Source organism: Halalkalibacter oceani, from assembly GCF_023715605.1.
GTDB classification, from domain to species: domain Bacteria; phylum Bacillota; class Bacilli; order Bacillales; family Bacillaceae_D; genus Halalkalibacter; species Halalkalibacter oceani.
Genome location: NZ_JAMBOL010000002.1, coordinates 26,056 through 51,638, shown reverse-complemented (window position 1 = coordinate 51,638; position 25,583 = coordinate 26,056). Strand labels below are relative to the sequence as shown.

Here is a 25,583-nt window from a genome sequence, read left to right as displayed (position 1 = left end):
ATTGGTTGTTTCACCTTTTACCCGGACGTAACCTTATGATCAGCGTTTCTTCTTTTTTTGTTTGGCACGGTCGTCAGCGGCCTGCATCCGGGCCATCGCATCCCGATCTGCACCGTCTGCCAGCTCTTCAGAAAATTCCACTTCATCATATGGTCCCTTTTGCTGTTGTGCTTTCGGTTTTTTTGCCATGTTGATCCTCCTTTTTGGATGTACTGCTATCTTTATTTGTAGTATGAACCAGTTAGGTGGATCTCATGACAGTTGATTTTATGAATACCGTTGAAGCAGATCAATCAAAAAGCCATCCGACTCTGAACGGTCAACGATGAAGTCCACTCCGTAAAACGTCAAAATCCCAGTAACCGTCGCCCAGCAGACGAGACTGATCATCATCCAGCTTGCAACGGCTTTCCGCTCCCCGCCAAATGACATGCTTAAAAAGGCAGCTAAGTGGCTTCCGACAAGAATCGGACCTAAAAATGCCAACCCAGGCAGACCGTACTTCTTCCAGATCTTTTCTGCGCGCGCTCCCCGTTTGTTCGGAGCTTTGCCCTTCTTTTCTCTTCTCCGCTGGAGCCATGCCTTGATCTGATCCATCAGAACAATGACAAGCAGGACCGTTACGACATTTCCAAGCAACCCGATAATGACAACGAGCCATGTTTGCAAACCGGCTAAAGCTCCGAGTGGTATAACAGCTACCACTTCAAAGAAAGGCGTAGCCGCCAGTAAAAAAACAATCGCGTAGGCAATAATATATCCCATTTTTCGTTCTCTCCTTTTATTTTAAATATCGTCTTGTTTCGTACCAGTAAATTGTATATTGCGTGCTTGCGAGTAAAAAAAGAATAAGCAGCGGTACTTCCGGAAAATAAGGGAAAAGAACCATGAGTAAGGCTGAATACGGAATTGCAAAATAAAAAAAGATATACACTTTTCTGCAGGCCCGGTTCGTCACCCATTGCTGCCCTTCATCCTCCTCGTTAAACTCATAGGGAATAAAGGAAATCAGCTTTATGCGCCGTTCCGGGTGACGGAGGTTGTGAACGATCAGAAAGAGAAACAGCCCAACTGTCACAATAAGCACTACGATTCCTAATGGATACACCCAGCTCTTTTGCTCAAAGCTGGCATATACAAAAAGCAGCATCAGACCCGTATATGCGACCATAAAAAACGGCGATCGAATTGTCCTTTCAATCATCTTGCTTCGCCTCACTTTCAAGCCAAAATACGTCCTCCAAGGAAACGGAAAAAACGTGGGCTATTTTCAACGCCAACGTCACCGATGGCGCGTAGTCTCCTTTTTCAATCATCCCAATCGTCTGTCTTGTTGCTCCAATGCGTTCAGCTAAATCAGATTGGGTAAAGTGATGTTTCGCTCGCAATTCCCTCACTCGATTTTGCAACATCCCTTTTTCCCTCCTCGCTCACTCATTGTAAACTATCCTTGACATAATGTAAAGAATAATTAACATTTTGTTAGGATTTATTAACATCGAGCAAAATTAGTGACTTCTGAAGCTTCGTTTGCTATATTAAATTACTGTTGGAGTTAGAAAGAAAAAGGAGGATACGCTTGTGAATGGAACAATGGCTGGTGCCGCCAATTCAAAACAGACAGAAATAAAAAAAGCACCCATTATGATCTCTTTAATCATTGGCGCATTTTTTGCCATTTTGAATGAGACTTTACTAAATGTCGCTTTTACGGATTTGATGAATGATTTACAAGTCTCTACCGCTACCGTTCAGTGGCTTTCTACCGGGTTTTTGCTCGTCGTCGGAATTTTAATCCCGGTAACAGCCCTCCTGCTACAGTGGTTCACAACGAGACAGCTCTTTTTAGGGGCAATGACCTTATTTACGATTGGCACGGTTATTTGCGGAATTGCGCCTACATTTTCTTTTCTCCTGATCGGCCGGCTTATTCAAGCGAGCGGAACCGGACTTTTAATCCCGGTCATGATGAATACGGTGCTCGTCCTTTTCCCGCCTGATAAACGCGGAGGGGCGATGGGGATGATTGGACTTGTCATCATGTTTGCGCCGGCAATCGGCCCTACTCTTTCCGGAGTGATTGTCGAATCATTGAACTGGCGCTGGCTGTTCTTTATTGTTATTCCTTTTGCGCTGTTTTCGATCGCCTTTGCCGCTCTTTATTTAAAGAACATAACGGACATTACGAAGCCGAAAGTCGATATTACGTCGATTATTCTTTCCACTGTCGGTTTTGGCGGAATTGTTTTCGGCTTTAGCAGCGCCGGAGAAGGATCACATGGCTGGGCCAGTCCTGAAGTATACTTGACGATTATCGCAGGAGCGATCGCGCTAATCTTGTTTGTTATCCGTCAGCTGCGTCTCGAAGATCCGCTTCTCGATATGCGCGCTTTCTTATCACCGATGTTTTCGCTTGCGACCGTTTTAGTCATCATCGTCATGATGACGATGTTTTCTACGATGATTATCCTGCCTTTGTTCTTGCAGGGCGGGCTCGCCTTAAGTGCTTTCGTCGCCGGACTCGCATTGTTGCCTGGTGGCATTTTGAACGGCTTCATTTCGCCACTTTGCGGAAGAATCTTTGATAAATTCGGGCCAAAGGTGCTGCTCATCCCGGGCGGGGCTTTACTCGTAATCGTCATGTGGCTGTTCACGAATGTGACGACGTCCACTTCCGTCTTTCAATTCATTGTGCTGCATTCATTATTGATGATTGCTGTCGCGATGATTATGATGCCGGCCCAAACAAATGGGCTGAATCAGCTGCCGCGGAAATATTACCCGCACGGCTCGGCGATTATTAATACACTTGTCCAGGTTGGGGGAGCAATCGGAATTGCGTTGTTTATCAGCATTCTGGCCTCAGGACAGGCACGCTATTTATCTTCGGTTGGAGACACAACGGCAAATATCGAAGCCGCAGCCTTAACAGCCGGGGTTCAAAGCACATTTTCAATCGGCTTGATTTTTGCGATACTCGCTTTTATTCTTACGCTGTTTATGAAACGGACAGTTGCTCCGGAAGAAGTAACAGAGCAGTAAACATGTTGCAACACAAGCAATGAGGCTGCGTGACACGGATAGTTCCGTGTTACGCAGCCTCTTCATTTATCACGTTTTATTGGCTTATCAATCGAACAAAACAACCCATGTCAGAAACAGTAGCGAGAACACACCTGGATTTTTTAATGGCTTTTTCGTCATTTTTCATCCCTCCCAGCTTTTCCTGTACTGACAGTGTAGCACGGATCTGACAAGCCGCAGGGGATTTCGGAAGGTTATCTAACAAACTTTCTTGTTACATTTGTCAGTCTGGGTCGCTTGACGAACGATCTTTTGTCTTTTCCTTTTGACGCTCCTCTTCCGCCTCTTGTTTAATATCTTCAAGCGGAAGATCATCGACTGGCATGATCGTCTGGTCGCGCTCCTTTTGTTTTTCCTTATCTTTCTTAAACGCTTTCTCTTTATCATTACGTTCTTTTAATACTTTTTCCTTTTCCGAGTTCTTCAAGGCAATCCCTCCTTATTGCCCTGTTCCCGGTGAACGAAAATGCGAAACCTGCAAAAGATCGACTGCCGCGCTTCAAATTCCTTCCAGCAATGAAACAACTTCTTTTAACGTCGTTACGTTACCAACATTTCCCGGGAAAATAACATAAGGAATAAACGGAAACGTGCTTTCGGCCCCCGTTTTCCAGACAGGGATTCCCGGCGCCACCTGGCCGGCAACAACTGCTTTTTTGACCCGCAGTCCTTTTGTTCCGACATCGCTTGATGTGATGCCTCCTTTAGCAATTAAATACGCAGGACGGACCGCAAAGCCAGCAACAATACTCGTGACAGCATCGGAAATTTGGACAGAAAGCTTCAATTCTTCTTCCTCCATCCCTTTCCCGAGATCAAGCCGTTCTCTTTTCGTATAGATGACCGTCGTCTTCCCGTCTGTGACCTGCGCTTCCGCCTCCTGCTTCACCCGTTCAACTTCAGCTGAAAAAGCCGTTTTATCACGCACGAGATGACAATCAAATTCAATGAAATGCAGCATCGTCAGTTCCTTCAACGCCTCAAGCTGATCGGTCGTCTTCTGCACATGAGAGCCGACAATAATTAAACCGCCATTCGTTGAAGCTGGATCGATCAGCTCCTCCCGTTCAAGAAGTGGGCGGCTTGAAATATTTCCGATTACTTTCGTAAACGTCGCCGCCGTGCGAAACAAAAAACGCTTCCCTTTATTTAATGCGTTCATTAAGGCGATCGAAAAGACGCGCACATCATCTTCCTCCAGCGCGTTAACAACGACCTTGCCATAATCAGAGACTTCCATCAGCTTTTCCGTAATCGCCTCGATCTCAAGGGCGCGCAACTGCTCAAGTGAAATGGAAGTTACCTCTTTTGCCGTAAAGGCGCCCGATGTTTTTTCTTCAATCCACTCAGCCAAGTCACTTGCCCGATAGCCAAATGTGCGATCCTTGGCAAATTCTGTTTCCCCCGCCGGAATGAGCACGTTTCCATCTTGAACATAATGAATGTTTTCAACCGTTAAGCGTCCGCCTTCTTTAAAAAACGGCAAAAGAATTTCCCCATCAACCTTTGTGTTGCTATGCTCTTCAATTGTCGCGCGCATCACCTCTGTTTCAAGCGGGTAATGCCCCCGCAAAGTCGAGTCACCGCGGCTAATGATCATGTAAGGACGCTTATACTTTTGTGAAATCCGCTCAACACGTTCCGCGATCGCCCGATGTTCCGCTTCTGTTTCTTTTCGGGTAAAGGCCCGGGAATTTGTTAGAATAAAAAAGATTTGCCCCTCTTCTAAAAACCCTTTCTCAATCGTCTCTTCCGTCCAATCTGTGTATACTGAGACATCGTGAACGGTTTGCACACCTGTCGGATCATCATCAAGGACGATGATTTTATGAGTGAAAGATGGCTGAACCTCTTTCCAACGTGCCTCTACAGCTGCTTTGTCAACAGGCGGATAAGCAGCCAACAGTTGATCCAGCTCCACGTTAGCCATGAGCGACGCCACCTTTACCTACCTCAATCTGATGATGTTTTTCATAATATTGAACTAACCCGCAATGATCCAATGTCGCCTTTCCATCCTCGATTAATTCCTCGAACATTTCCGCTACTTTTCCCGACAAAGGCAGGGGCATCTCAAGCTCCTCCGCTGTTGCCAGCACATTGCGTAAATCCTTGGCATTGATATCAATTCTTCCTCCTGCTTTAAAGTCCCGTTCAAGAATCATCGGCACTTTCGCATCAAGCACTGCACTTCCGGCTAAGCCGCCACGGATCGCCTGATACATCTTTTCAATATCGATCCCAGCTTTCGTCGCCAGTGCCAGCGCCTCCGCCATCGCAGCGATATTAACATTGACAATAATTTGATTTGCAAGCTTCGCTGTCGTTCCCGAACCGTGGTCACCCACTAATGTAATGTCCTTACCCATACATTGCAAAACAGGCTCGACTTCAGCAAAGACCTCTTCTTTTCCCCCGACCATGATCGATACGGTACCGTCAATCGCTTTTGGTTCCCCGCCACTGACCGGCGCATCAAGCATCTCCACCTGATAAGCGGCAAGGCGTTGAGCAATGTCCCGTGAAACGACCGGTGAAATGGAACTCATATCCACGATAATGCTTCCGGCCTTTACCCCTTCAATGAGACCGTTTTCATCAAAAATTACGCTTTTGACGTGCTCCGAGTTAGGAAGCATCGTGAACGTCAACTCGCTTTTTAATGCAACGTCTTTTGGAGATTGAGCCGCAGTCGCTCCTGCTTTCGCGACTTCGCGAACCGCCTCTTCATTAATATCAAAAACCGTCAACCTATATCCTCGTTTTATTAAGTTCAGTGCCATTGGCTTTCCCATTATTCCTAATCCGATAAACCCGATGTTTTTCATAACATGCCACCTCATTCAGCTGATTTTCATCGATCGTTTTTATTGTACACAATAATAATAATTTTGCATACAATTTTTTATATTATGTCTACATTTTTTGCTCTTCCCCTATTAAAAAGAAAGGAGAACCTTTATACTAAGCATAGAACATTACCATTTTCTCTGGAAAAAAGGAGGTAGACCGCTATCTTTTGATAGCAGTCATTCACATTGGCAAAACAAACATCAGCATATCAAGTCGCTTATGAGCGATTAAGGGATTATATTTTAAATGGAGAGCTGCCTCGTGGAGAAAAAGTAACCGAGGAAAAGTGGGCGGAAAGATTAGGTGTCAGCCGGACGCCAATAAGGGAAGCCATCCGCAAGCTCGAACAAGAAGGCTTAATCAAGGAGAAACGGGTCGTCAATCCAAGCGAAACCGACCTGCGCCATATTTTTCAAGTACGAATTTTATTAGAGGGCTTTGCGACAAGATGTGCCGCCACCTATATGAACGAAGCCACCTTGCAGCAGATGCACAATTGCATTGAAACCGCTAAAAATGGTGGAACGGAAGAAATTATGGAGGCAAACGAGGAGTTTCATAATATTATCATCCAAGCAAGCAACAACCCGGTAATGATTGACACAATCGACCGGATGCAGTCGATTATTTATCTTTTCCGTCGGACGGTCGTCTACTACAAAAGGCCGTTTTTAATCGACGAGCACGAACAAATTTATCAGGCGATCCTTGCCCATGATGCGGACCGCGCTGAACAACTGATGAAAGAGCACCTGCAGGCCGATCTTGAATTTTGCCTTCATCTGCTAAAGCAATAAGCGCCATGCCTATGACACCACTCTACCAGCGGAAAAATCAATGGAGGTGAGCAGGAAGACGCGAACTTCCCTGCTCACCTTTTTCGACAACGCTTTCAGGACAAAGCGCAGCGTCTGCTTTCCTGCCGTGCGCTTACTTGCCGCGATGCCGCTCAATAAAACGGGCGATTCGCCGGGCAGCTTCATAAAGTTCACCATCCTCCGTTGCAAAGGAAATTCTCAGCATTCGCTCCGTAGTTGAACCGAATGTAGTGCCTGGCGCCGCCGCTACCTGCTCCTCCTCCAACAGCTTCAAGGCAACCTCTTCCGCCCCAAGGCCGAGCTCCGTACAATCGATCAGCATATAAAAGGCGCCTTTTGGCGGAATGACAGGGACATTTGCCTGTCGGAATATGGCCAGTAAGCGCTCCTTCCGCTCGCGGTAAATTTCAGTCATTTCAGCAAGGAATTGATCCGAGCCGGTCAAAGCCGCTTCAGCTGCCTTCTGTGATACAGAAGACGCACAGGAAACCATCGGCTCCAGCAGCTTCGCCGTCACCTCCGCAATCGGCAGAGGCGCGACGGCGTAACCGACCCGCCAGCCCGTCATCGCATAATTCTTTGAAAATCCGAATATACTGATCACTCTGTCGTCTTGATCAAACTTTTTCACCGTAAGATGCTCTCCTTCAAAAAGAATGCCATCATATACTTCATCAGAAATGACATATAAATCATGCTTTCTCGCAAATTCGAGCACATTCTGAATATCCTGCCCGGTCATAATCGAACCAGCAGGATTACTCGGTGAATTGATAATTAAAAGCTTTGTCTTCTGTGTCACCTTTTCTTCCAATGCTTCCAACGAAAGCGCAAAATCATTCGCCCGATCCAATTCATAGCGAATCGGGACAGCTCCTTGCCCGAGCGCAATCTGTTCATAGTTCGGCCAGCTCGGATCAGGTATCAGCACTTCTTCTCCTCTGTTCACTAGTGCCAGCATCGTCGCGTTTAAAGCCGTCACCGCTCCCGGCGTAACGACGATTTGCTCCGGATCAACCTGCCATTGATAAGTACGCAGCAAATGCTGACAAATTTGCTCCCTCAGAGAATCAAATCCAGCATTGGCCGTATAATGAGTCATGCCGGCGTCCATCGCCGCTTTGGCGGCTTCACGAATATGTATCGGGGTCGTAACATTCGGCTCCCCTATTTCAAGATGAATCGCTCCCTCTATTTTTGATGCCACTGTCATAATTTCCCTTACCCCGTGGCGCGGAATGTTCAATCCTACCTGTGATATGTTATGCATCAGTTACCTCCCTTAATTTGATTGAATTATATAAAATTATAAATAATATCTTGCAAACTGTCATGAAAATTTTTGTTTATCACCTAAAAAGAGCGCACTATGAATTCAATGCGCTCCTTCCCTTAATAACAGCTATACAACTGTGATTTATTTCGCATACAATAAAGTCCTTAAGATAAGTAACTAAGAGCTGTCCGTGAAAGTAGCTCTGTTCCTAATGCAATATCTTCAATCTTTGCATGTTCGTTAGGATTGTGGCTTCCACCGGTAGATCTTACAAAAATCATCCCCATATCGCATAGCTCTGCCATTAATTGAGCATCGTGACAAGCCCCGCTTGGCATTTCAATATATGAAAGCTTCATATTTTTCGCCTCGATTAACATCCTCTCTTTGATATGAGAGCTGCACATTGCCGAACTGGTTCTTAACATATCGTTAAACTCAATTTTCACCTCTCTGCGTGAACCGATTTCCTGAGCTCGGGCTTTAAGTTGTTCCACGATTGAGTCACGCCTTGAATTATCCAGGTCGCGAATATCTATTCCCGATAGGACTACGCGGCCAGCAATAATATTATCAGCACCGGGGGAGATTTCCGCTGTGCATATTGTTCCGACGGTTGGTGAGCTATAATCTGAAAGGATTTCTTCCAAACCTATAACAATTTCGCTAGCTCCTATGAAAGCATCGTGACGCATTCCCATTGGTGTACCACCACAATGATTCGCTTCTCCTTCAACAATTACTTGTCCAAAATAGCGCCCGTTAATGCCTTGAATAATTCCGACAGGAACACCCGCCTCTACCAAAACCGGTCCCTGTTCAATATGCATTTCTAAGTAAAGCTCCAGCTCCTCTTTTTTTCTAACTGCTTTTTTTATTTCATCAGGATTTAATCCAAAACTTTCTAACGCCTGCCTTCTTGAAATTCCATTTTCATCTTTTAAATTCAAATCCTCTTTATTTAATTTACCAGTCATTGCCCGGCTGCCAAAGAGTCCACCATCCCTAAAGCGCACCCCTTCTTCATCATTTATAGCAATGACTTCGAGTGGACGCATGATTTCAATGCCCTCCTCGTTAATATGCTGCGCAACTTCGAGTCCTGCAATCACACCTAAAGTACCATCGTATTTACCAGCGTTGAAGGTAGTATCCATATGAGACCCGATTACAACCGGCTTCAAACCAGGCTTCAACCCTTCTTTTCTGCCAATAAGATTGCCAGCCGGATCAGTATAAATACTTAATCCTGCTTGCTCCATCCAAGATTTAACTAACACCTTCGCTTCCTTTTCTTTTTCGCTCAATGCCAGTCGGGTTACTCCCTCCCAACCTTCAATTTGTTCACTAATCTTACCGAGAGTTTCAATTCTTTCATTTAAACGCTTTGAACTAATCATCAGCTATTCTCTCCCTTAATGTTTTGCTGACTTGCATACAAATTGTTTAATCAATCGCACTTCTCTCACAAAAAACGGTACTAAATAACTACTGTCACAAATTAAAGCTCCAGCAGCTAAATAGTTACTATTTTAAAAGTCTTCTTTACTTTTATCAGCCACTTCACAAATATCCAATGCGGTAAGTGCATAGATAATTGCCGCTGGGGCAATTTGAGAAATATCGATAAATTCGTTATCCGAATGTGCACAACCAATATCACCGGGTCCAAAAAGAAGAGTTGGAATGTTTGACAGTGTATTTAATAATCCGGAATCTCCCCAGTATGTTGCACCAGTAATTTGTTTTTCAGAACCGGTTGCAGTTACTACGTTTTCATTAACTGATTTAACTAACTTATGCTCCGGGGCAATTTCCATTGCCGGATGAGGGAAGTGTACTTTTACATCAGTTTTTATCCTAGGACGCTCTTCTTGAACTTTCTTTGCATAAAATTCAATATCCTCTGTTATTTCCTCAGAAGTTTGATAAGGTATATACCTTACATCTAAGTATACGTTACATGTATCCGCTACCGTACCTGCAATTGGCGAGTTGTTGTCAGTCAAAAAACCAATATTCCCTTTTGATCCTCCATGAATTAAATTCATTGTAATGGTAGGCGATGATAAGAAAGGATGTTTCATGTTCTTATATTTAGGTGCCAGTTCTTCTTCAATCAGCTTAATAAATTTTGCTGCTGCAGAAATAGCGTTTTCGCCATTTTCAGGTACACTTGAATGTACTGGTACCCCTTTAAAGGAGATTTCATAGTAATTAATACCTTTGTGAGCAACAACCGGATGTAGATTTGTTGGCTCTCCAACTATTGCCAGGTCTGTTTTAGGTCCATTTTCTACAATGTAATAAGTACCAGAACTTCTTGAGGATTCCTCATCAATGACACCAGCAAAAATTAGATCTCCTTTAAGTTTAATACCAAGTCTTTTTAGCAGGATCAAGGCATAGGCCATCGTAGCTACTCCTGCCTTCATATCAGTGGAACCCCGCCCATATAACTTGCCGTCCTTTTCAATCGGAGTAAATGGGTTTTCCATTGCTAATGGTGGAACAGTATCAATGTGACCGTTATACATCATACTTGGTCCTTCGCCTGATCCTTTTAATGTTGCTATCACATTAGATCTACCATCTACTACTTCCTGCAAATAACAATCTATCCCCTCCGATTGAAAAAATTCATGCAAATAATTAGCAACATCTACTTCCCTACCTTCTAAATCTGTATGACTGGGAATGGAAATTAATTTCTTAACAATTTCTAAAACTTCTTTGCTGTTTACTGAATCAACAACTTTTTGTTTCAACTCATTTATAAACAATTGTTTCACTCCTTTTCAAAGCTCGTCAGTAGAACTAAATTTCTGCAATCACATCAATTTCAATCGGAATATCTTTCAATGCCACACCTACAGTTGTTCGAACCGGATACGGCTCCTCGAAAAACTCCTTATAAACTTTGTTATATCTATCGAAATCGTTTATATCATTCAAATATGTTGTTACCTTTACAACATCTGACAGCATAGCATTGCCAGCTTTCAAAATATGTTTAATATTTTCCATAACCTGTCTAGTTTGTTCTTCAATTGACTCAGGAATTTCCCCTGTTTCAACATTAACCGGAGTTTGACCAGCTACATAAATTCGATTGTTTATTTTTAACCCTTGTGAAAATGCTCCTACAGGTTGTGGTGCTAAAGAAGTAAAGATATTTGTCTTCATATAAACATCTCCTATAAATTTCATTAGTTTTTATTTGTAATTGATCTCATATCATAATATCTCCACAATTCGGATTTAACGTTTGACCAGTGTAAATATTTCCATCTGGATCTGTTGCTAGGAATATGGCAGTTGGGACAACCTCTTCTACTTTTCCAAATCTAGGAATAACTAACTCCTTAAATTTGTTACTTTTCCATTCATTATTAACTGTGGCCATCATTTGAGTTTCAATTGGACCAGGGGCAATACAATTTGCTGTTATACCATAATGACCCAGTTCTAAAGCTATTGATTTTGTAAATCCAATAACTCCTGCTTTTGCAGCAGCATAATGACTATGCTCGATCCCGCCTTTATGACCTATTTGAGATGCAATGTTAATAATTCTTCCAGATTTTTGCGAAATCATATGAGGTACAACATATCTCGTTGTTAGAAAAACACTTCTTAAGTTCACTTCAATCATTTTGTCCCACATCTCAACCGACATATCTTGTACAAGACTTTGAGATGAGATTCCGGCATTATTTAGTAAAATATCAATTTTACCAAATTGATCTATAGTGGATTCTACTAATTTTTTTGCCGTTTGCTCTTTTGAAATATCGCCCTCAACTAAATTTACTTTCGCACCTAATTTCTCCAACTCTATTTTAAAATCTTCAATTTTTTTCTTATCTTGCGCATAATAATTTAGAGTTAGATTGGCCCCTTCTTTTGCAAATCCGATTGGAAACCCTCTTCCCATTCCTATACCAGGTCCAGCTCCAGTAATAATTGCAACCTTATTTTGGAGTCTCATTCATACCTCTCCTCATATAATTTTTAATCTTGTCTTCAAGAAATCTTGCATAATCACGAATCCCGTCTTCTAATCGATACTCTATTTTAAATCCCAACTCCCTTTCAGCTCTTGAACAATCAAAAGCACCGATCGTATCATACCCAAAATCCCCTGGGCCAACCTCTATCGTTACCTCTGGATATAGTTTTTTTATAACTTGAATTACTTCTTTAATGGATGTATTAACTCCACTGCCTACATTGAGAATTCTGCTTGTAATGGTAGAGGACTTCATCGCCTTTTTTATTGCTCGAACGGCATCTTTTATATAGATGTACTCTATTTCTTGATCGGACCCCTTTTCTAGTTTTATATCGATGCCCTTTATAGCCTGTTCTAATAAACTCTTTATCGGGTCAGGCATTTTTCGATCAGGACCATATACAAAAGCAAATCTTAACGAGATAGTTTCGATTCCTTCTTTTTCCATGTAAACACTTGCTATTTGCTCTCCTGTTAATTTACTTATACCGTAAAAAGAAGTGGGGTTTAATGGATCTCCTTCTGCAGTTTTGATTAATTGGTTCTTTCCATACACTGCTCCCGAACTAAGATATATGACTTTTTTGACATTAAATAGTTTTGCTGCCTCGAAAATATTCAATGTTCCTGTAATATTAATTTGCACCAAACTATATGGTGAACACTCTCCTGTTTTCGGATGTGAAATGCCTCCACAATGAAGAATGGAATCAATTTCATATTTTCTCATAACAGAAACTAGGCGAGGGAAATCTCGTAAATCTCCTTCTTCAAAAAAATAATTGGGTAACTTGTAACCATGATTTTCTCTATCATAGCCAATTACGGTATAACCGTGGGCAGTCAAATCTTTACACAGAGAAGAACCTAGAAGTCCTGAACTTCCCGTTATAAGTAAATTCAAACGACTCACACCCTTTTTGAATTAAAATAGGACCCTTGTGTTAGGGTGTAATATTTACTTGATTACTTGATACGTAACACAAAGGCCCCTCATTTTCAGTGATAATTCTAAATATACTGACTTTTTTTAGGAAGCATCCTTTACTACGAATTCTTCTTTTTCTATATATTTGGTCATAAGTACGTAGTATAATGTTCCACCAACAAACAAACCTAAAAACCAGTTATAAGCATAGAGAGCCTCTAATGCAGGAATAATAAGCCCTATTAATGCTGCTAGAAAACCAACAACAAAAGCAATAATCCCTCGAAAATTCCAACCACTCCTATAGTTATATTGCCCACCACGTACAAAGAGACTTTGAACATCATATTTTCGTTTGCGGATTAAATAGAAGTCAACTAACATAATACCTGCTACTGGGCCCATGTTGGCTCCCAAAACACCCATTATGTTATTCATCGTATCAGCATTCCCGTACCATAACCATGGAGCACTTAGCACTCCGATAATAATTGCGACAACCCCAGCTCTACTGAAGGTAAGCACTTTGGGTGCTACAGCAGCTAAATCATAGCCCACTGCAATAGCATTGGTTGCAGCGTTTAAACCTAAAACTGAAGCTAGAAGAACTAATGCACAAATAAATACAATAATGGGGTTTTCAAGTCTTTCTACTATGTGAATAGGATCAAAAATAGCTTCACCATAAGCAATCACAGAGCCCACCGTAACTAGAAGACTAATAATACTGAAGAAAACAAACATTAGGGGGACACCAATAAACTGACCAATAATTTGATCTTTTTGACTTCTTGCAAATCTTGTTAAATCAGGTATATTGACAATTAGAGTCGCAACAGTACCGATAATCCCTGTTGCCGATAAAAAGAACAGCCTCCAGAAATTCTCTTCTGGAATCGTTGATTCGATAGAAACTAGCGGCATAAATCCCCCCGCTTTATCCATCGCCCAGAACACTAGTCCTATAGCAATAATCATGATTAAGGGGCCCGCCCACAATTCAAATCTCTTTATTCTTTCAATACCGTGAGTGATTAATAAAAAGTGGAGAATAATGGAGATTCCATATCCAATTGCAGTATTTAATCCCATCCCTAAAACACGAATATTCTCAAGCTCACTCCAGCTGGGAAGAATAGCACCGAATGCTACATCAATCGTTTCACTAGCAAGATACATAAACACTCCGAACCAAAAAACCCCTAAAACTCCTCGAATAAAAATAGGTATTAAGGCCGCCTTGGGTCCAAAAGCCGCCCTAATTATTACAGGGAAGGGAACGCCATATTTAGTACCTACAATACTATTTGCTATTAATACGACGAATACGATACCAAAAGCAAAGCAGACGACACTTAATGCTTGCCAAAAGCTCATTCCTTGATCAATCATGATGGCAACGATGATCCATTGGTTAATATTATGAACAATCCCCATCCATATCGCTGCATACGCCCACCAAGTCCAAGTTTTCTCTTTTAAAGGTACAGGGGCAAGATCCTTATTATATAATGTCGGGTCTGGATTATTAATTTTCTCCACATAGGGTAAATTTTTATGCTCCAATTTCATCACTCCTTAATCAATAGAATTTTCAGAAAAATATTTACGGGATATAAATTTACCGTGCCCAGAATAACCTAAAAATTGATTTTCTTTAACAACAATTTCCCCTCTTGATAGAACATGAGTAATGTTACCTTGTAGTTTAAATCCTTCATATATATTGTAGTCCGTTTTTTGATACTGTATTTCCTTAGAAACAACTCTAGACCGCTTCGGGTCAAGTAATACAATATCTGCGTCACTTCCTTCCGCTATTACTCCTTTTTGAGGGTAAAGTCCAAATATTTTGGCAGGACTTGTGCTCGTAATATCAACAAACTTTTCTAATGAAATTTTCCCTTCATGCACTCCAAAATGATAAGTCACGTGATAAATATCCTCAATACTCGGTAATCCATTAGGTATTTTAGTAAAATCATCTTTTCCTTTTGTTTTCCCCCCTTCAAACATTAAAGAAGAATGATCAGAGCCGATTGTATAAATATAGCCTGCAGAAATCCCCTCCCACAAGTGCTTTTGCTCTTCTTTTTCACGTAAAGGGGGGGAACATACAAACCCTCCGCCCTTGAAATCAGGCAACTTTAAATAACTTTCATCCAGCACCAAATAATGTGGACACGTTTCTCCGTAAACTTTTAATCCTCTATCTTTCGCTAATTTAATTTGATTTAAAGAATCAGCGCAGCTAACATGGACAATGTAAACTGGAGCATTTGCTACTTCAGCGATCCTAATAGCTCTGTTTGTCGCCTCAGCTTCGAGAGTGGTTGGACGAGTATAAGCATGGTAAATCGGAGAAGTATTGCCCTGTTCAATTGCCTCTAACCTTAATTGATCGGTGACATCACCATTTTCAGCATGGACATTTATAATCATTCCTGTTTCTCCCGCTTTTTTCATAAGCTTATACATTTCCAGATCGCTTACCATTGATTCCCCTTTATAAGCCATAAAAAGCTTAATCGACGTAATGCCTTCTTCATTGGCTAGTAGCGGGATTTCAGATAAAATACTCTCATTACACTCCGTTATCATGGCATGAAAACCATAATCAATATAGGAATCTTTAGCTCTTTTCTTCCATTCTCTAACATTATCCAGAACCGATTGTCCTTTTAGGGGACTAGTATAGTTGATAATACAAGTTAATCCCCCCTTTGCTGCAGCTTTCGTACCGCTTTCAAAATTGTCAACGGTACCGGGATAGTCTAAGTGAGCATGAACATCGATCCCTCCTGGCATAACATATTGCCCTGTTGCATCTATGACTTTATCATTAGCTTCTATTGTTGCATGTTTAACAATAGTCGAGATTTTTCCATTTTCAATAACAATATCTCTCTTAACCACTTTATCAGAATTAACAATAGTTCCATTTTTTACAATAGTACGCAAAGTAATCCTCCTTTTATCCAAAGTGTTCGAACAAAAAAGGTTGCTTGACTACTAAAGATTTTTAGTAGTCAAAGTTAGCAATCTTCAAATCTTAGATTTTAATTTTGTTGTAAGTAATGAATTGCCGTTTTCGAAAGAAGCTCAGTAGCAAGTGTTATGTCCTCAATTCTGGCGCTCTCTTTCGGATTATGGCTTCCACCAGTCGAACGAACAAAAATCATACCAATGTCACATAGCTCTGCCATAAATTGCGCATCGTGACATGCACCACTTGCCATTTCTAAGTAATTAAGATTCATTTTTTCAGCTTCTTCTTTCATTTTATTAATTACTTGTTGACTACTTAGTGCAGAGCTCATTCTTAATTGATCATAAAAACTTACTTTCAACCCTCTATTTTCTGCCACTCTTAAAGCAGTATTTTGTAACTCGTCAACAATCTCGTCTCTACGTTTATTATCTAGATCTCTAATATCAATTCCCGACATTTCTACACGATCGGGAATTACATTTTTAAAACCAGGCAATACCTCCATTTTGGCCACTGTACCTACTGCTGGAGCACCTACTTTTGAAGCTATTTCTTCTAATGCAATTACTATTTCACTTGCTCCAACCAGTGCATCATAACGTTGATCCATCGGTGTGGCTCCTACATGGTTCGCCTCGCCTTCGACGATAATTTCACCGAAATATCGACCGTTAATTCCACTAATGATACCTACTGGTACTCCTTTACTTTCTAACGTTGGGCCCTGTTCAATATGCATTTCTAAATATAATGACATATCTCCCTTCTTACGTAGCCCTTTAGTAAAAATTTCATCCGGATTTAGTCCGAAACTTTCTAATGCTTCTCTTCTAGTGATCCCTTTTTCATCGGTTGCCTCTAGATGATCTTTAGTTATTTTTCCTGTCATTGCGCGACTACCAAATACTCCTCCGTCACCAAAACGGGAGCCTTCTTCTTCACAAAAAGCGATAATCTCAATAGGGCGTTTAATTTCAATACTTTCTTCAGCAATGTGCTGCGCAACTTCTATTCCACCAATTACACCAATTGTGCCATCATACTTACCACCATTTAAAACTGAATCGATATGGGAGCCAATCGTTACTGGTTTTGCGTTAGCAACAGTTCCTTCTTTTCTTCCAATAAGATTCCCAGCCGGATCCAAAAATACTTTCATCCCGGCCTTTTCCATCCATGACTTCACAAGTTCATGGGCTCTTTTATCCTCTTCAGTTAAGGCCCTTCTAGACACACCCTCCCAATTTTCTTCAGTAATCTTACTTAACTCTTCAATTCTTTCATTTAATCTATTTAAATTGATCAACTCTAACTCCCCCTAAACTATTTGTTGCTTTCAATTAACTCTAATAACTCCATTCCGCTAGGGATGTTATTCGCCATTTCTTCTTTTAAATGCTTTGTTGCCTCCACTATCCCTGTAAGATCTGTATTTACAACTTCGACCCCTAACTCTTCCATTTCAATAAATGATTCTTCATATGATTGAGCATAAGCTGCACTTCCTGTTTCTGCAGCCTCTTGAGCAGCTGCCATAACCATGTCTTGTTGTTCAGGAGTAAGTGCTTCCCAAGTATCAAGTGACATAATTATAGCAATAGGCAAATAATGAATTTTGGTCAGGTTATAGTAGTCGGAAACTTCGTCATGACCTAAACCAAGGAAAAGTTCTGGAGAGTTATCCCCGCCTTCTACTACCCCTTGCTGTAAAGCAGTGTACAGCTCACTACCAGGCATCGTCACAACCTGAGCCCCTAGTGTTGTAAAAGTTTCAACAAATCCCGGAGCTTCAATGGACCTTAAAGTCGCTGTCTTAAAATCATCTACAGATTCAATTTTTTTGGTTCCATAAATATTTCTTTCTATGGAGCTTAACCATGCCAACCCTTTATACCCATGTTCCGGAAGAGTTTCAAATAGTCTGTCGCCTACTTCTCCTCTAACTATTTCATCAGCCTGCTCAGTACTTTCAAACAAAAATGGAATATCAAAAATCCCCCATTCCGGAATGAAATTTGAAACCGATGTACTTGATGTTGCAACTATATGCTGACTACCATCTTGCACTGCCTGTAACATTACTGGCTCGGAACCAAGCTGAGAATTTTCAAAAACATCCATCGTAATACTCCCACCACTTTTTTCTTCTAATAGTTCAGCTAGCGCTACCAATCCAACGTGCTGCTGGTTCTCTACTGATGTTGTATGACCGGAAGTGAATTTAAATGTTTGTTCTGAATCTCCAGAACCACCCCCGTTATTACCAGAGTCGCTTTGGTTATCTGTTGATCCACTTTCTCCTCCACAAGCTGCCACAATTGTAATCATCAAAAGAGCAACTACAGTGATTAGTCCTTTTTTCATTACTCAAACACTCTCCTTTAACAGACAAAATTTTAGTGTATTTTTAACCTAATAACAGCTATTAACTTCTGCTCTACTCCCCCTTTTCACAGGCTTTGTTATAGGGACAAAATCCATAATGAAATAGCTGGTATATAGGTAATTACTAAAAGATTAACTATCAAAACTGATAGAAACAGTAACATCGGTTTGAATAGTTGTTCAATCCTCAGATTTGCAATTTTACAGGCTAAAAACAGATTCAGACTTACCGGAGGCGTTACCATCCCAATAGCCAAATTAACTATTATAATGATTCCAAAGTGAATAGGATCGATACCAAATTGAGTTGCTACGGGTGTTAATATTGGAGCAATGATTAATATTGCCGCTGCTGTCTCCATGAACATTCCCGCGATAAAGACCACTATATTAACAAGCAATAAGAATAAATATGGATTCCCAGTTAATTGAACAATCATTTCGCCAACTGCATGAGGAATTTTATTAACCGTTAAAATATAGCTAAATATTGCAGAGAACCCAACAATTAATAGAACTATCGCTGAAGTAATAGCTGACTTGCTAAAAATATTCATTAAATCTTTAATTTTTATCTCTTTATAGACAAAGAATCCGATTATAAACCCGTAAACTACCGCAATGACAGCTGCCTCCGTTGGAGTAAAATATCCAAAATAAATACCACCTAAAATAATTACCGGCATCATCAAGGCCCAAAATGCATCTTTAAAAGCTTTCCATAATTCTTTCAACCAAATTTCCTTTTCTATTTTAGTTGGAGGGTCAAACCCCATTACCCTGGCGAGTATTATAAAGGTTATTATTAAAGAAACACCTATTAACAAACCTGGTATAATACCAGCTAAAAACAATCCTCCTATAGAAACATTTGCGACAAACCCATAAATGATCATCGTTGTGGAAGGTGGTATAATAGCTCCTAATTCTCCGGAAGACGCAACTAGTGCTGTAGCATAGTTCTTCGGCACCCCCTTTTTTTCCATTTGAGGGATTGTAATTGAGCCAATGGCTGCCGTGGTAGCTGAAGATGACCCCGACATTGATGAAAAAAACATTGTTGATAAAACAGTAGCTGCTCCGAATCCTCCTCTAAACCAGCCTACTAACGCACTAGCCAAATTCATAAGACGTCTTGCGATACCACCATTCTGCATTACATTTCCTGCTAATATGAAAAAAGGAATCGCCATTAAAACGAATTTATCTATTCCAGCAAATACTTTCTGACCCACAATATTTATTGATTGACCATCTAATTGAATTGCCCATATAGATGAAAGACCTAAAGAAGCTGCAATAGGGACGCTTAAAATAAATAAAATTAAAAATATGACAAGCATAGTTCCAGCCAATGTACTCCCTCCCGTCAATTAAATGTTATGATTTTATTCAACTGAGTCTTCTTCCATGGATGTGAATCTAATATCTTTTTTTAAGAAAACAGATTCCAAATATAAAGCTATTAAATTTAACATTCCTAAAATTGAACCTAAAAACATAGAAAGAAATACAATCATCATTGGTATACCTAAAATAGGAGACGTTTGGTTAAACCCTTGATTAAAAGCTAATTCATATCCAATTAAAGTTAAATATACAAAAAATACGAAAGTAATAAGTAAAGAAAAGAGTTTTATTGCTATCCCTATAAATCTTGGAAGAGTATGAACCAAAACTTCTACTGAAATTAATTGATCAGTCCGGGCCGCTAAAGAAGCCCCAATAAACACTAACCAGATCATTAAATATCTTGATAATTCCTCAGTCCAAGGAAATGTGACTTGAATGTCTAGAGCTCTAAAAACAAATCTCACTAGCACCCCTAGAAAAGTAGAGAGAGTCATAGTTATAAAAATCGCAGTTAAAACAATTTGGAGTACTTTGTTTACTCTTTCAGTAAATTTTAAGAAAAACATTTTTTCACCTCTCTTACTTCATTCGCATTATCTATTAGGATTACTTTAGAAGACCAAACTTGCCACTCCCTAAAACTTTAGGTAACCAGGTTACCAGACATTTAATATTCTAAAGAAAAGGGAATGACAAGTTGCTATCTTATCGATTGATCTGTTTACTTAGAATAATCAGATTTTTTATATACTGTCTAAATGAAAGGGAACGCACCACCTGCAAGTTAGAGTAATTCAAGTCGTAGAGCAGGGTTTATTCTTTTTTAAAGACCGCTCATCACACAAGCCAAAAGTCAAATTTTTATTAAAGCTTATGTATACTTCATTAGAGTGAGAATGTTCAAGACTCTAAACTTTACTTTTTCGGAGCGTTCGACTTACCTATTTTTCACAATAAACACTTCGCCTTAATTACTTTCTTAGCTCAACAATCATTTCTATTTCAACTGGCGTTCCCATTGGAAGCGATGCCACACCGATAGCTGCCCTTGCATGTTGGTTATCCTCTCCGAATATTTTATTAAGCAAATTTGTAGCTGCATTAATAACCTGTGGCTGATCCGTAAAAGTTTTTTCCGATGCTACATAACCGTTTACTTTCACAACTTTTTTAACTTTATTTAAATCTCCTATCATTTCCTTTAAAGCTCCAAGTAAATTGAGAATACATATTTCTGCTGCTTCTTCAGCCTGTTGTATTGTAACTGATGAACCAACCACCCCAGTATATTTCATTCCACCCTCCATCAAACATGTTTGTCCTGATAAATAAACTAAGTTATCAACAATCACCCCGGAGGAAAAAGGAAGATGTTTATCTAAAACAACCGGTAATTCAATATTTAAGTCTGCTAACCTCTGTTCAAAGTTCATTCATACTCTCTCCTTGTTTGTGTTATTTCTTAAACCATCATAAAGAATTAAATTATTCTTCAGCAATACATTCGTCAGATAACCTCCCAATGAAAATTATTTTTTTTTAGTTTTAATAAAAATTATTTATTTTAATTATAAAGTCTAATTTTGAATTGTCAAATATTTTTTAAGCGCTTTCAATACTTTTGAATAGTTAAAAAGAGGGAGCCCCTACATAGCAGGGCTCCCTCTTTTTAAAAGCTTCTTTATGATCGGATATCATCCAAATAATTATACAAAGTGAATTTCGAAATATCAAAAAATTTACAGACCTTATCCCCGGCTTTTTTAATTAAAAATGCACCTCTCTTATCTAAAAACTCTATTGCCTGCATTTTCTCTTCTTTAGACATATGGGATACCGGCTTGCCGATTTCATTTTGACATTCCTGCAATAAAAAATCGAGCAATTCATTCACATCGTTGACAAAAACTTCTTTCACTTCCTGATCTGTATCACGTAACGTCAGTGACTTAATTGCATTTTCCGCCATCATAAAATCGGAAATATCAAAATTTATGCAAATAGAACCAATCGTCTCCTGTTTATTGTTACGCAAATAAATCGTAGTTGATCTTAATAATTTCCCATCCTTTGTCTGCGTCAGATAATTATAGCGATCTCCTTCTTTCACTGTGCCTCTTAACACTTCCAAGCCTAAATTGCTTCCCGGATCCCCAACCTTTCTTCCTGTGACATGACCATTTTCAATCGCCACAATTGTACTGTCGTAATCTCCTGTTAAATCATGCAAAACCACTTCACAACGATTACCGAACTGCGCTGCAATTCCACGAATTAGCGATGTCAAAAATTCAAAATCATCTCTTACGTTTTCCAATTTAATACCACGCCATTTCCTAATAATAGTATATTAAAAATTTTTTTATTTATTTATTATAAAATTTATTTAGAATTATTTCAACAGCAATGTAAAAAAGCCCCAAAAAATTAAAGGGCTTTTTACATCATCGATCTTATCTAACCCCTTCCTCCGACCGATCAGTAGCCGGTGCCGGTGCGGGAGACAATTGCGAAATTTCATTGCGTTGCTCTTCCGTCAATTGAATGGTTAAGGCATCGAGAGAAGGTTCGAGCTGTTCGAGATTACGCGCACCGATAATCGGCGCGGTCACTGCCGGGTGGGACATGACCCAGGCTACGGCGAGAGAGGCGGGGGCGACGCCGTGATCGTTTGCATACTCATCGAAGCGGTTGGCGATGTCGAAATAGCTCTTTTCACCGTAACGGATTCGGTAATTATCCTGCTCGACGAGACGTCCGCTTCCACTTTGATTGCGGTATTTTCCGGTTAAAAGGCCGCCACCCAACGGACTGTAGGTGATAACACCCATTTGCTCAGATTGGGCCAACGGTAAAATTTCAACCTCGGCCTGTCGTTTTACAAGATTATACATCGGTTGAATACATTCAAAGCGGGCCAAATGCTCTTTGGCCGACACCCCTAACGCTTTTGCAATCTGCCAGGCCGCCCAGTTGCTGACGGCAGGGTATAGGATTTTCCCTTGACGTTGCAGGTCATCCATCGCTGACAGCGTTTCTTCAATTGGCGTATCGGGATCAAAGGCATGAACAAAATAAAATTCAATCCGGTCCGTTTTTAAACGTCGCAAACTGTCTTCGATCGCCATCGTAATATGGCGGCGCGACAAGCCTCTGTTGTTTACCCCTTTTTTTACAGCACCGTTCACCTTCGTTGTTAAAATCAGCTCGTCGCGGCTGCCTTCTATACAACGTCCAAGAATCTCCTCCGCCGCGCCACCATTATAGACATTGGCGCAATCAAAAAAATTAATTCCTGCTTCACGACAGCGGTTAAACATTGCCTTCGACGTTTCTTCATCGGCAACACCGCCAAATGACATCGTGCCAAAACATAAGCTTGAGACTTTAATCCCCGTTCTGCCAATTGTTTGATATTCCATCAGCTTCACCTCTCCTTATTTACAGCACTTTATGCAATTTCATTATACCTTAAATGTAAAGGGTTACAAGCAATTACTTGCAGCTTTCTCGCGTTTTAGGATTAAGAAAATGATAAATCGGTTATATCTACTTCAAGAAACGAAAAAGAAAGAATCGCAGTGAAGGAGGCAGGAAGATGAAACTTGTAGCCGTAAATGAATATACCGTCCATAGACAGCATGAGACAACCGGGCACCCACGACAAGTCAGCATTCGATCGATGAAGCCGAAAAAGGAATTTGAAGAAGAATATTTCGCCAATATTCCACCCGAGGAGCGAGAGGCATTCCACATTACGAAATCCCAGATGAATCTCTTTTGTGTCTACACCGTCATCTGTACCGAAACGGCGGAAAACAAACGGGAGTCATTCCGGCAACGAGCCATCCGTGACCAGTTTTCCAAACGGGAAGCGTCTTTTTATACGGTCGAAGAGGTGATCAATCATCAACTTTCCACTTCCGACCTTATTTATGTATTCGGTTTCGGGTTGCTGACTGAACAAAATCTTGACGCCTTCAAAATGAAATACAATCGAATTCGCGCCAACTTTTTGAACCCGCATTCTGAGCTTGTTTAGCACTTACCCGAATGAGGCGGCGAAGTTTAACGTATTTTGAAATCCGGGTATAGGAATAAAAAGGAGGTGATTGGTTATGAGACAACCGAATAAGCACCTGTTCTACAGCCTTGTTTATTTCATCGCCGCCCTCGCCTGCGGGATCAGCTCGTATTTAAATGAAAATGTCTTCCGCATTTTCTTCACTGTGCTTTGCGGGGTTCTCCTTATCCTTTCTATCCTCTCCTTAATCAAATACCGCATGAACCGTCCGCGCCAAATATAACAAGCCACATTAAGCGGGCAGAAAGCGGCTTCCGTCCTGCTCGCTCTATTTTGAACTGGGCGTGCGGCACGCTGTTTAAGAGGCCTTGTCCGCTGCTTCTCTTTTTCCACCCTGCTCAATTTGCCCGACATCATCTCGAAGCTGTTCAAATAGCGCGCGGACACCGCGCCACCAATTTTCATCCTCTGCGTATTTTCGATTAATCCACTGAATCGGATCAAACCCGGCCGGTCTATTTTCACTCAAATTAACGACAGTTCTTGCCGCTATTTCGCTTGATTCTTTCACGTCTGTATTAAAATCCTCCCAGCTATGAAACACATTAAACGGATTATTGGCGATTGTCTCCGCTCGTTCATGAGTTCGCGGGACAAACCCCTGCTCCTGACCAGTGATCGCAAACAAAAGCAGCGGATGGACATTAAACTCTTGCGCCGTTTGCAAAATCGCCGAGAAATAAGGTTCATCCGCCAGCAGCGAGTCACGCCCCGTAAGCCATTCATGCAACATTTTTTCGTCGATCAGCTGAAATTGCAGAGTCGCCGGCAAAGCATTAGGTGGACCTATCGCTGCCGCTTTCCCTAAAGGCTGCTCCGCGGCGAGTTCCTCTCGTTTAAGCTGGTGAGAAACGTCCGCTGCTTCCTCCTTCAAAAATGGTGATGAAAAAAGATAGAAAGCGAGCAATAGCCCTGCTATCACGGAACAAATGGAAGCCAGCATCTTCGGCTGAAGCTTCTTTGGCCTTTTCTTTTCACTGAAAGGCAGAGCTGGCAACTCCTCACTGGCTGCTGCAGCCTCTTCAGTAAAAGGTTCACCTAACAGTTCTTTTACAAAGCTCTCCAGATGTTCGTCCTGGATATCTGTTTTTTCTTTTAACCATTGGAGAAGCACAAGTTTGGAGTCAGTGAGCGGAACGACTTCAAGACTCGCTTCAAAAATATGTAACGCATTAAGCTGAAAGGATGTAGCTGACATGTGGCGTTGCAGCAAGCGCGATCGAATAAGCATTTTAGCTTCTTCATCATAATCTGGAAGGGATTGCTCTATCATTTGCTGGAGAGCTTTTGCAAAAACCCGTGCCCTCTGCTGAGAAGAGTATTGAGGATACTTCTTGTGGATGTATTGTTTTACATGTTGAATAATCGCCGCGTTCATAATCTCTTTTTTTTCCAATGCTTCAGAAATTCGCTTCATCTATCTCAACCATTTCTTTGCCTTTTAATCGGACAACCGCAATAGAACATATACTACTGTCTAGTATAATCGATCACCGGCAAATCGACTACTATTCTATCCAAAACATTCTCCCCTTCTCTCCCCCTTGCGCCGCATTGGAATCCTGCTATATTATCAGTAGGAAAGGAGTTATCGCTCATGAAAAACATTCCCCCATTAAGCATCGGCTTGTTTCTCGCAGCCGTGCTTTGGATCAGCGGCGGTTTTGTCGCCGGGTCCTCTTCCTGGCTGTTTATCATCGTCGGGATTATCAACCTTGGCATAGCTGCTTGGATTTATCTGCGCAGCCGCCCGGTTGAATAGAAGAGGTTGAGACAAAACTACTTAGTATAAAAT

At 41.0% G+C, this 25,583-nt stretch carries 28 protein-coding genes; 5 read left to right on the top strand and 23 right to left on the bottom strand.

Going from position 1 to position 25,583, the window contains the following annotated elements:
* Positions 1 to 39: 39 nt before the first annotated feature.
* From M3202_RS02860 to M3202_RS02845, 4 genes are all read right to left on the bottom strand, one after another.
* Positions 40 to 189 (bottom strand): YfhD family protein, encoded by a 150-nt coding sequence (locus M3202_RS02860; RefSeq protein WP_251191970.1) that lies wholly within the window; start codon positions 187 to 189, stop codon positions 40 to 42.
* A gap of 78 nt (positions 190 to 267) precedes the next feature.
* Positions 268 to 765 (bottom strand): small multi-drug export protein, encoded by a 498-nt coding sequence (locus M3202_RS02855; RefSeq protein ID WP_251221855.1) that lies wholly within the window; start codon positions 763 to 765, stop codon positions 268 to 270.
* Positions 766 to 781: 16 nt separating this feature from the next.
* Positions 782 to 1,204 (bottom strand): hypothetical protein, encoded by a 423-nt coding sequence (locus tag M3202_RS02850; protein ID WP_251221854.1) that lies wholly within the window; start codon positions 1,202 to 1,204, stop codon positions 782 to 784.
* A complete protein-coding gene (locus tag M3202_RS02845; RefSeq protein ID WP_251221853.1) occupies positions 1,197 to 1,412 on the bottom strand; it encodes a helix-turn-helix transcriptional regulator in 216 nt (71 codons plus the stop codon). Before M3202_RS02845 ends, M3202_RS02850 begins: the two co-directional genes overlap by 8 nt.
* A 181-nt stretch (positions 1,413 to 1,593) precedes the next feature.
* Between M3202_RS02845 and M3202_RS02840 the strand changes: the two genes are divergently transcribed.
* Positions 1,594 to 3,042, top strand: a complete 1,449-nt coding sequence (locus M3202_RS02840; RefSeq protein WP_251222221.1) for a DHA2 family efflux MFS transporter permease subunit — start codon at positions 1,594 to 1,596, stop codon at positions 3,040 to 3,042.
* Between the two features lie 265 nt (positions 3,043 to 3,307).
* On the opposite strand, the gene M3202_RS02835 is transcribed toward M3202_RS02840, so the two are convergent.
* The 3 genes from M3202_RS02835 to garR all read right to left on the bottom strand — a co-directional run bounded on the left by M3202_RS02835 (position 3,308) and on the right by garR (position 5,912).
* Entirely contained in the window at positions 3,308 to 3,511 is a 204-nt protein-coding gene (locus M3202_RS02835) for a YczO family protein (protein WP_251221852.1), read from the bottom strand.
* A 72-nt stretch (positions 3,512 to 3,583) separates the two neighbouring features.
* A complete protein-coding gene (locus M3202_RS02830; protein WP_251221851.1) occupies positions 3,584 to 5,014 on the bottom strand; it encodes a four-carbon acid sugar kinase family protein in 1,431 nt (476 codons plus the stop codon).
* Positions 5,007 to 5,912 carry a 2-hydroxy-3-oxopropionate reductase gene (garR, locus tag M3202_RS02825; RefSeq protein WP_251221850.1) on the bottom strand — a complete coding sequence of 302 codons (906 nt, stop codon included), beginning with the start codon at positions 5,910 to 5,912 and terminating at the stop codon, positions 5,007 to 5,009. Before garR ends, M3202_RS02830 begins: the two co-directional genes overlap by 8 nt.
* A gap of 210 nt (positions 5,913 to 6,122) precedes the next feature.
* On the opposite strand from garR, the gene M3202_RS02820 reads away from it, so the two are divergent.
* Positions 6,123 to 6,734: a GntR family transcriptional regulator gene (locus M3202_RS02820; protein WP_251221849.1), complete on the top strand. Its 612-nt coding sequence runs from the start codon at positions 6,123 to 6,125 to the stop codon at positions 6,732 to 6,734.
* Between the two features lie 133 nt (positions 6,735 to 6,867).
* On the opposite strand, the gene M3202_RS02815 is transcribed toward M3202_RS02820, so the two are convergent.
* The 15 genes from M3202_RS02815 to M3202_RS02745 form a co-directional block, all read right to left on the bottom strand.
* Positions 6,868 to 8,025, bottom strand: a complete 1,158-nt coding sequence (locus tag M3202_RS02815) for a pyridoxal phosphate-dependent aminotransferase (protein WP_251221848.1) — start codon at positions 8,023 to 8,025, stop codon at positions 6,868 to 6,870.
* Positions 8,026 to 8,195: 170 nt separating this feature from the next.
* Positions 8,196 to 9,431: a M20 family metallo-hydrolase gene (locus M3202_RS02810; protein ID WP_251221847.1), complete on the bottom strand. Its 1,236-nt coding sequence runs from the start codon at positions 9,429 to 9,431 to the stop codon at positions 8,196 to 8,198.
* Positions 9,432 to 9,563: 132 nt separating this feature from the next.
* A complete protein-coding gene (locus tag M3202_RS02805) occupies positions 9,564 to 10,814 on the bottom strand; it encodes a M20 family metallopeptidase (RefSeq protein WP_251221846.1) in 1,251 nt (416 codons plus the stop codon).
* A gap of 34 nt (positions 10,815 to 10,848) precedes the next feature.
* A complete protein-coding gene (locus tag M3202_RS02800) occupies positions 10,849 to 11,217 on the bottom strand; it encodes a RidA family protein (RefSeq protein WP_251221845.1) in 369 nt (122 codons plus the stop codon).
* 46 nt (positions 11,218 to 11,263) lie between these two features.
* A complete protein-coding gene (locus M3202_RS02795) occupies positions 11,264 to 12,022 on the bottom strand; it encodes an SDR family NAD(P)-dependent oxidoreductase (RefSeq protein WP_251221844.1) in 759 nt (252 codons plus the stop codon).
* Positions 12,006 to 12,950, bottom strand: a complete 945-nt coding sequence (locus M3202_RS02790; RefSeq protein WP_251221843.1) for an NAD-dependent epimerase/dehydratase family protein — start codon at positions 12,948 to 12,950, stop codon at positions 12,006 to 12,008. The genes M3202_RS02795 and M3202_RS02790 overlap by 17 nt, the downstream gene beginning before the upstream one ends.
* A gap of 126 nt (positions 12,951 to 13,076) precedes the next feature.
* Complete coding sequence (locus M3202_RS02785; RefSeq protein ID WP_251221842.1) at positions 13,077 to 14,540, bottom strand: NCS1 family nucleobase:cation symporter-1; 1,464 nt, start codon at positions 14,538 to 14,540, stop codon at positions 13,077 to 13,079.
* A 12-nt stretch (positions 14,541 to 14,552) separates the two neighbouring features.
* Positions 14,553 to 15,935: a dihydropyrimidinase gene (hydA, locus tag M3202_RS02780; protein ID WP_251221841.1), complete on the bottom strand. Its 1,383-nt coding sequence runs from the start codon at positions 15,933 to 15,935 to the stop codon at positions 14,553 to 14,555.
* Between the two features lie 98 nt (positions 15,936 to 16,033).
* Positions 16,034 to 17,272: a M20 family metallo-hydrolase gene (locus M3202_RS02775; RefSeq protein WP_251221840.1), complete on the bottom strand. Its 1,239-nt coding sequence runs from the start codon at positions 17,270 to 17,272 to the stop codon at positions 16,034 to 16,036.
* A 17-nt stretch (positions 17,273 to 17,289) separates the two neighbouring features.
* Entirely contained in the window at positions 17,290 to 18,330 is a 1,041-nt protein-coding gene (locus tag M3202_RS02770; RefSeq protein WP_251221839.1) for a TRAP transporter substrate-binding protein, read from the bottom strand.
* A gap of 98 nt (positions 18,331 to 18,428) precedes the next feature.
* Positions 18,429 to 19,706: a TRAP transporter large permease gene (locus M3202_RS02765; protein ID WP_251221838.1), complete on the bottom strand. Its 1,278-nt coding sequence runs from the start codon at positions 19,704 to 19,706 to the stop codon at positions 18,429 to 18,431.
* Positions 19,707 to 19,739: 33 nt separating this feature from the next.
* Positions 19,740 to 20,270: a TRAP transporter small permease gene (locus tag M3202_RS02760; protein ID WP_251221837.1), complete on the bottom strand. Its 531-nt coding sequence runs from the start codon at positions 20,268 to 20,270 to the stop codon at positions 19,740 to 19,742.
* 405 nt (positions 20,271 to 20,675) lie between these two features.
* Positions 20,676 to 21,137, bottom strand: coding sequence for a RidA family protein (locus tag M3202_RS02755; protein ID WP_251221836.1), 462 nt, complete (start codon positions 21,135 to 21,137; stop codon positions 20,676 to 20,678).
* A gap of 248 nt (positions 21,138 to 21,385) precedes the next feature.
* Positions 21,386 to 22,021 carry a helix-turn-helix transcriptional regulator gene (locus M3202_RS02750; RefSeq protein ID WP_251221835.1) on the bottom strand — a complete coding sequence of 212 codons (636 nt, stop codon included), beginning with the start codon at positions 22,019 to 22,021 and terminating at the stop codon, positions 21,386 to 21,388.
* Positions 22,022 to 22,157: 136 nt separating this feature from the next.
* Positions 22,158 to 23,126, bottom strand: a complete 969-nt coding sequence (locus M3202_RS02745; protein ID WP_251221834.1) for an aldo/keto reductase — start codon at positions 23,124 to 23,126, stop codon at positions 22,158 to 22,160.
* Between the two features lie 176 nt (positions 23,127 to 23,302).
* On the opposite strand from M3202_RS02745, the gene M3202_RS02740 reads away from it, so the two are divergent.
* Together M3202_RS02740 and M3202_RS02735 are read left to right on the top strand one after the other, a co-directional pair.
* Complete coding sequence (locus tag M3202_RS02740; RefSeq protein WP_251221833.1) at positions 23,303 to 23,746, top strand: hypothetical protein; 444 nt, start codon at positions 23,303 to 23,305, stop codon at positions 23,744 to 23,746.
* Between the two features lie 76 nt (positions 23,747 to 23,822).
* Positions 23,823 to 24,011 (top strand): hypothetical protein, encoded by a 189-nt coding sequence (locus M3202_RS02735; RefSeq protein ID WP_251221832.1) that lies wholly within the window; start codon positions 23,823 to 23,825, stop codon positions 24,009 to 24,011.
* Between the two features lie 75 nt (positions 24,012 to 24,086).
* Here the strand turns inward: M3202_RS02735 and M3202_RS02730 are convergent, their stop codons facing one another.
* Positions 24,087 to 25,205 carry a hypothetical protein gene (locus M3202_RS02730; RefSeq protein ID WP_251221831.1) on the bottom strand — a complete coding sequence of 373 codons (1,119 nt, stop codon included), beginning with the start codon at positions 25,203 to 25,205 and terminating at the stop codon, positions 24,087 to 24,089.
* A 180-nt stretch (positions 25,206 to 25,385) separates the two neighbouring features.
* Between M3202_RS02730 and M3202_RS02725 the strand changes: the two genes are divergently transcribed.
* Positions 25,386 to 25,550, top strand: a complete 165-nt coding sequence (locus M3202_RS02725; protein WP_251191947.1) for a hypothetical protein — start codon at positions 25,386 to 25,388, stop codon at positions 25,548 to 25,550.
* Positions 25,551 to 25,583 lie beyond the last annotated feature (33 nt).

Coding starts and splice junctions, on each gene's coding strand:
- M3202_RS02860 (WP_251191970.1), bottom strand. CDS start 189: ATGGCAAAAAAACCGAAAGCACAACAGCAAAAGGGACCATATGATGAA.
- M3202_RS02855 (WP_251221855.1), bottom strand. CDS start 765: ATGGGATATATTATTGCCTACGCGATTGTTTTTTTACTGGCGGCTACG.
- M3202_RS02850 (WP_251221854.1), bottom strand. CDS start 1,204: ATGATTGAAAGGACAATTCGATCGCCGTTTTTTATGGTCGCATATACG.
- M3202_RS02845 (WP_251221853.1), bottom strand. CDS start 1,412: ATGTTGCAAAATCGAGTGAGGGAATTGCGAGCGAAACATCACTTTACC.
- M3202_RS02840 (WP_251222221.1), top strand. CDS start 1,594: ATGGCTGGTGCCGCCAATTCAAAACAGACAGAAATAAAAAAAGCACCC.
- M3202_RS02830 (WP_251221851.1), bottom strand. CDS start 5,014: ATGGCTAACGTGGAGCTGGATCAACTGTTGGCTGCTTATCCGCCTGTT.
- garR (WP_251221850.1), bottom strand. CDS start 5,912: ATGAAAAACATCGGGTTTATCGGATTAGGAATAATGGGAAAGCCAATG.
- M3202_RS02815 (WP_251221848.1), bottom strand. CDS start 8,025: ATGCATAACATATCACAGGTAGGATTGAACATTCCGCGCCACGGGGTA.
- M3202_RS02810 (WP_251221847.1), bottom strand. CDS start 9,431: ATGATTAGTTCAAAGCGTTTAAATGAAAGAATTGAAACTCTCGGTAAG.
- M3202_RS02800 (WP_251221845.1), bottom strand. CDS start 11,217: ATGAAGACAAATATCTTTACTTCTTTAGCACCACAACCTGTAGGAGCA.
- M3202_RS02795 (WP_251221844.1), bottom strand. CDS start 12,022: ATGAGACTCCAAAATAAGGTTGCAATTATTACTGGAGCTGGACCTGGT.
- M3202_RS02770 (WP_251221839.1), bottom strand. CDS start 18,330: ATGAAAAAAGGACTAATCACTGTAGTTGCTCTTTTGATGATTACAATT.
- M3202_RS02760 (WP_251221837.1), bottom strand. CDS start 20,270: ATGTTTTTCTTAAAATTTACTGAAAGAGTAAACAAAGTACTCCAAATT.
- M3202_RS02755 (WP_251221836.1), bottom strand. CDS start 21,137: ATGAACTTTGAACAGAGGTTAGCAGACTTAAATATTGAATTACCGGTT.
- M3202_RS02745 (WP_251221834.1), bottom strand. CDS start 23,126: ATGGAATATCAAACAATTGGCAGAACGGGGATTAAAGTCTCAAGCTTA.
- M3202_RS02740 (WP_251221833.1), top strand. CDS start 23,303: ATGAAACTTGTAGCCGTAAATGAATATACCGTCCATAGACAGCATGAG.
- M3202_RS02735 (WP_251221832.1), top strand. CDS start 23,823: ATGAGACAACCGAATAAGCACCTGTTCTACAGCCTTGTTTATTTCATC.
- M3202_RS02730 (WP_251221831.1), bottom strand. CDS start 25,205: ATGAAGCGAATTTCTGAAGCATTGGAAAAAAAAGAGATTATGAACGCG.
- M3202_RS02725 (WP_251191947.1), top strand. CDS start 25,386: ATGAAAAACATTCCCCCATTAAGCATCGGCTTGTTTCTCGCAGCCGTG.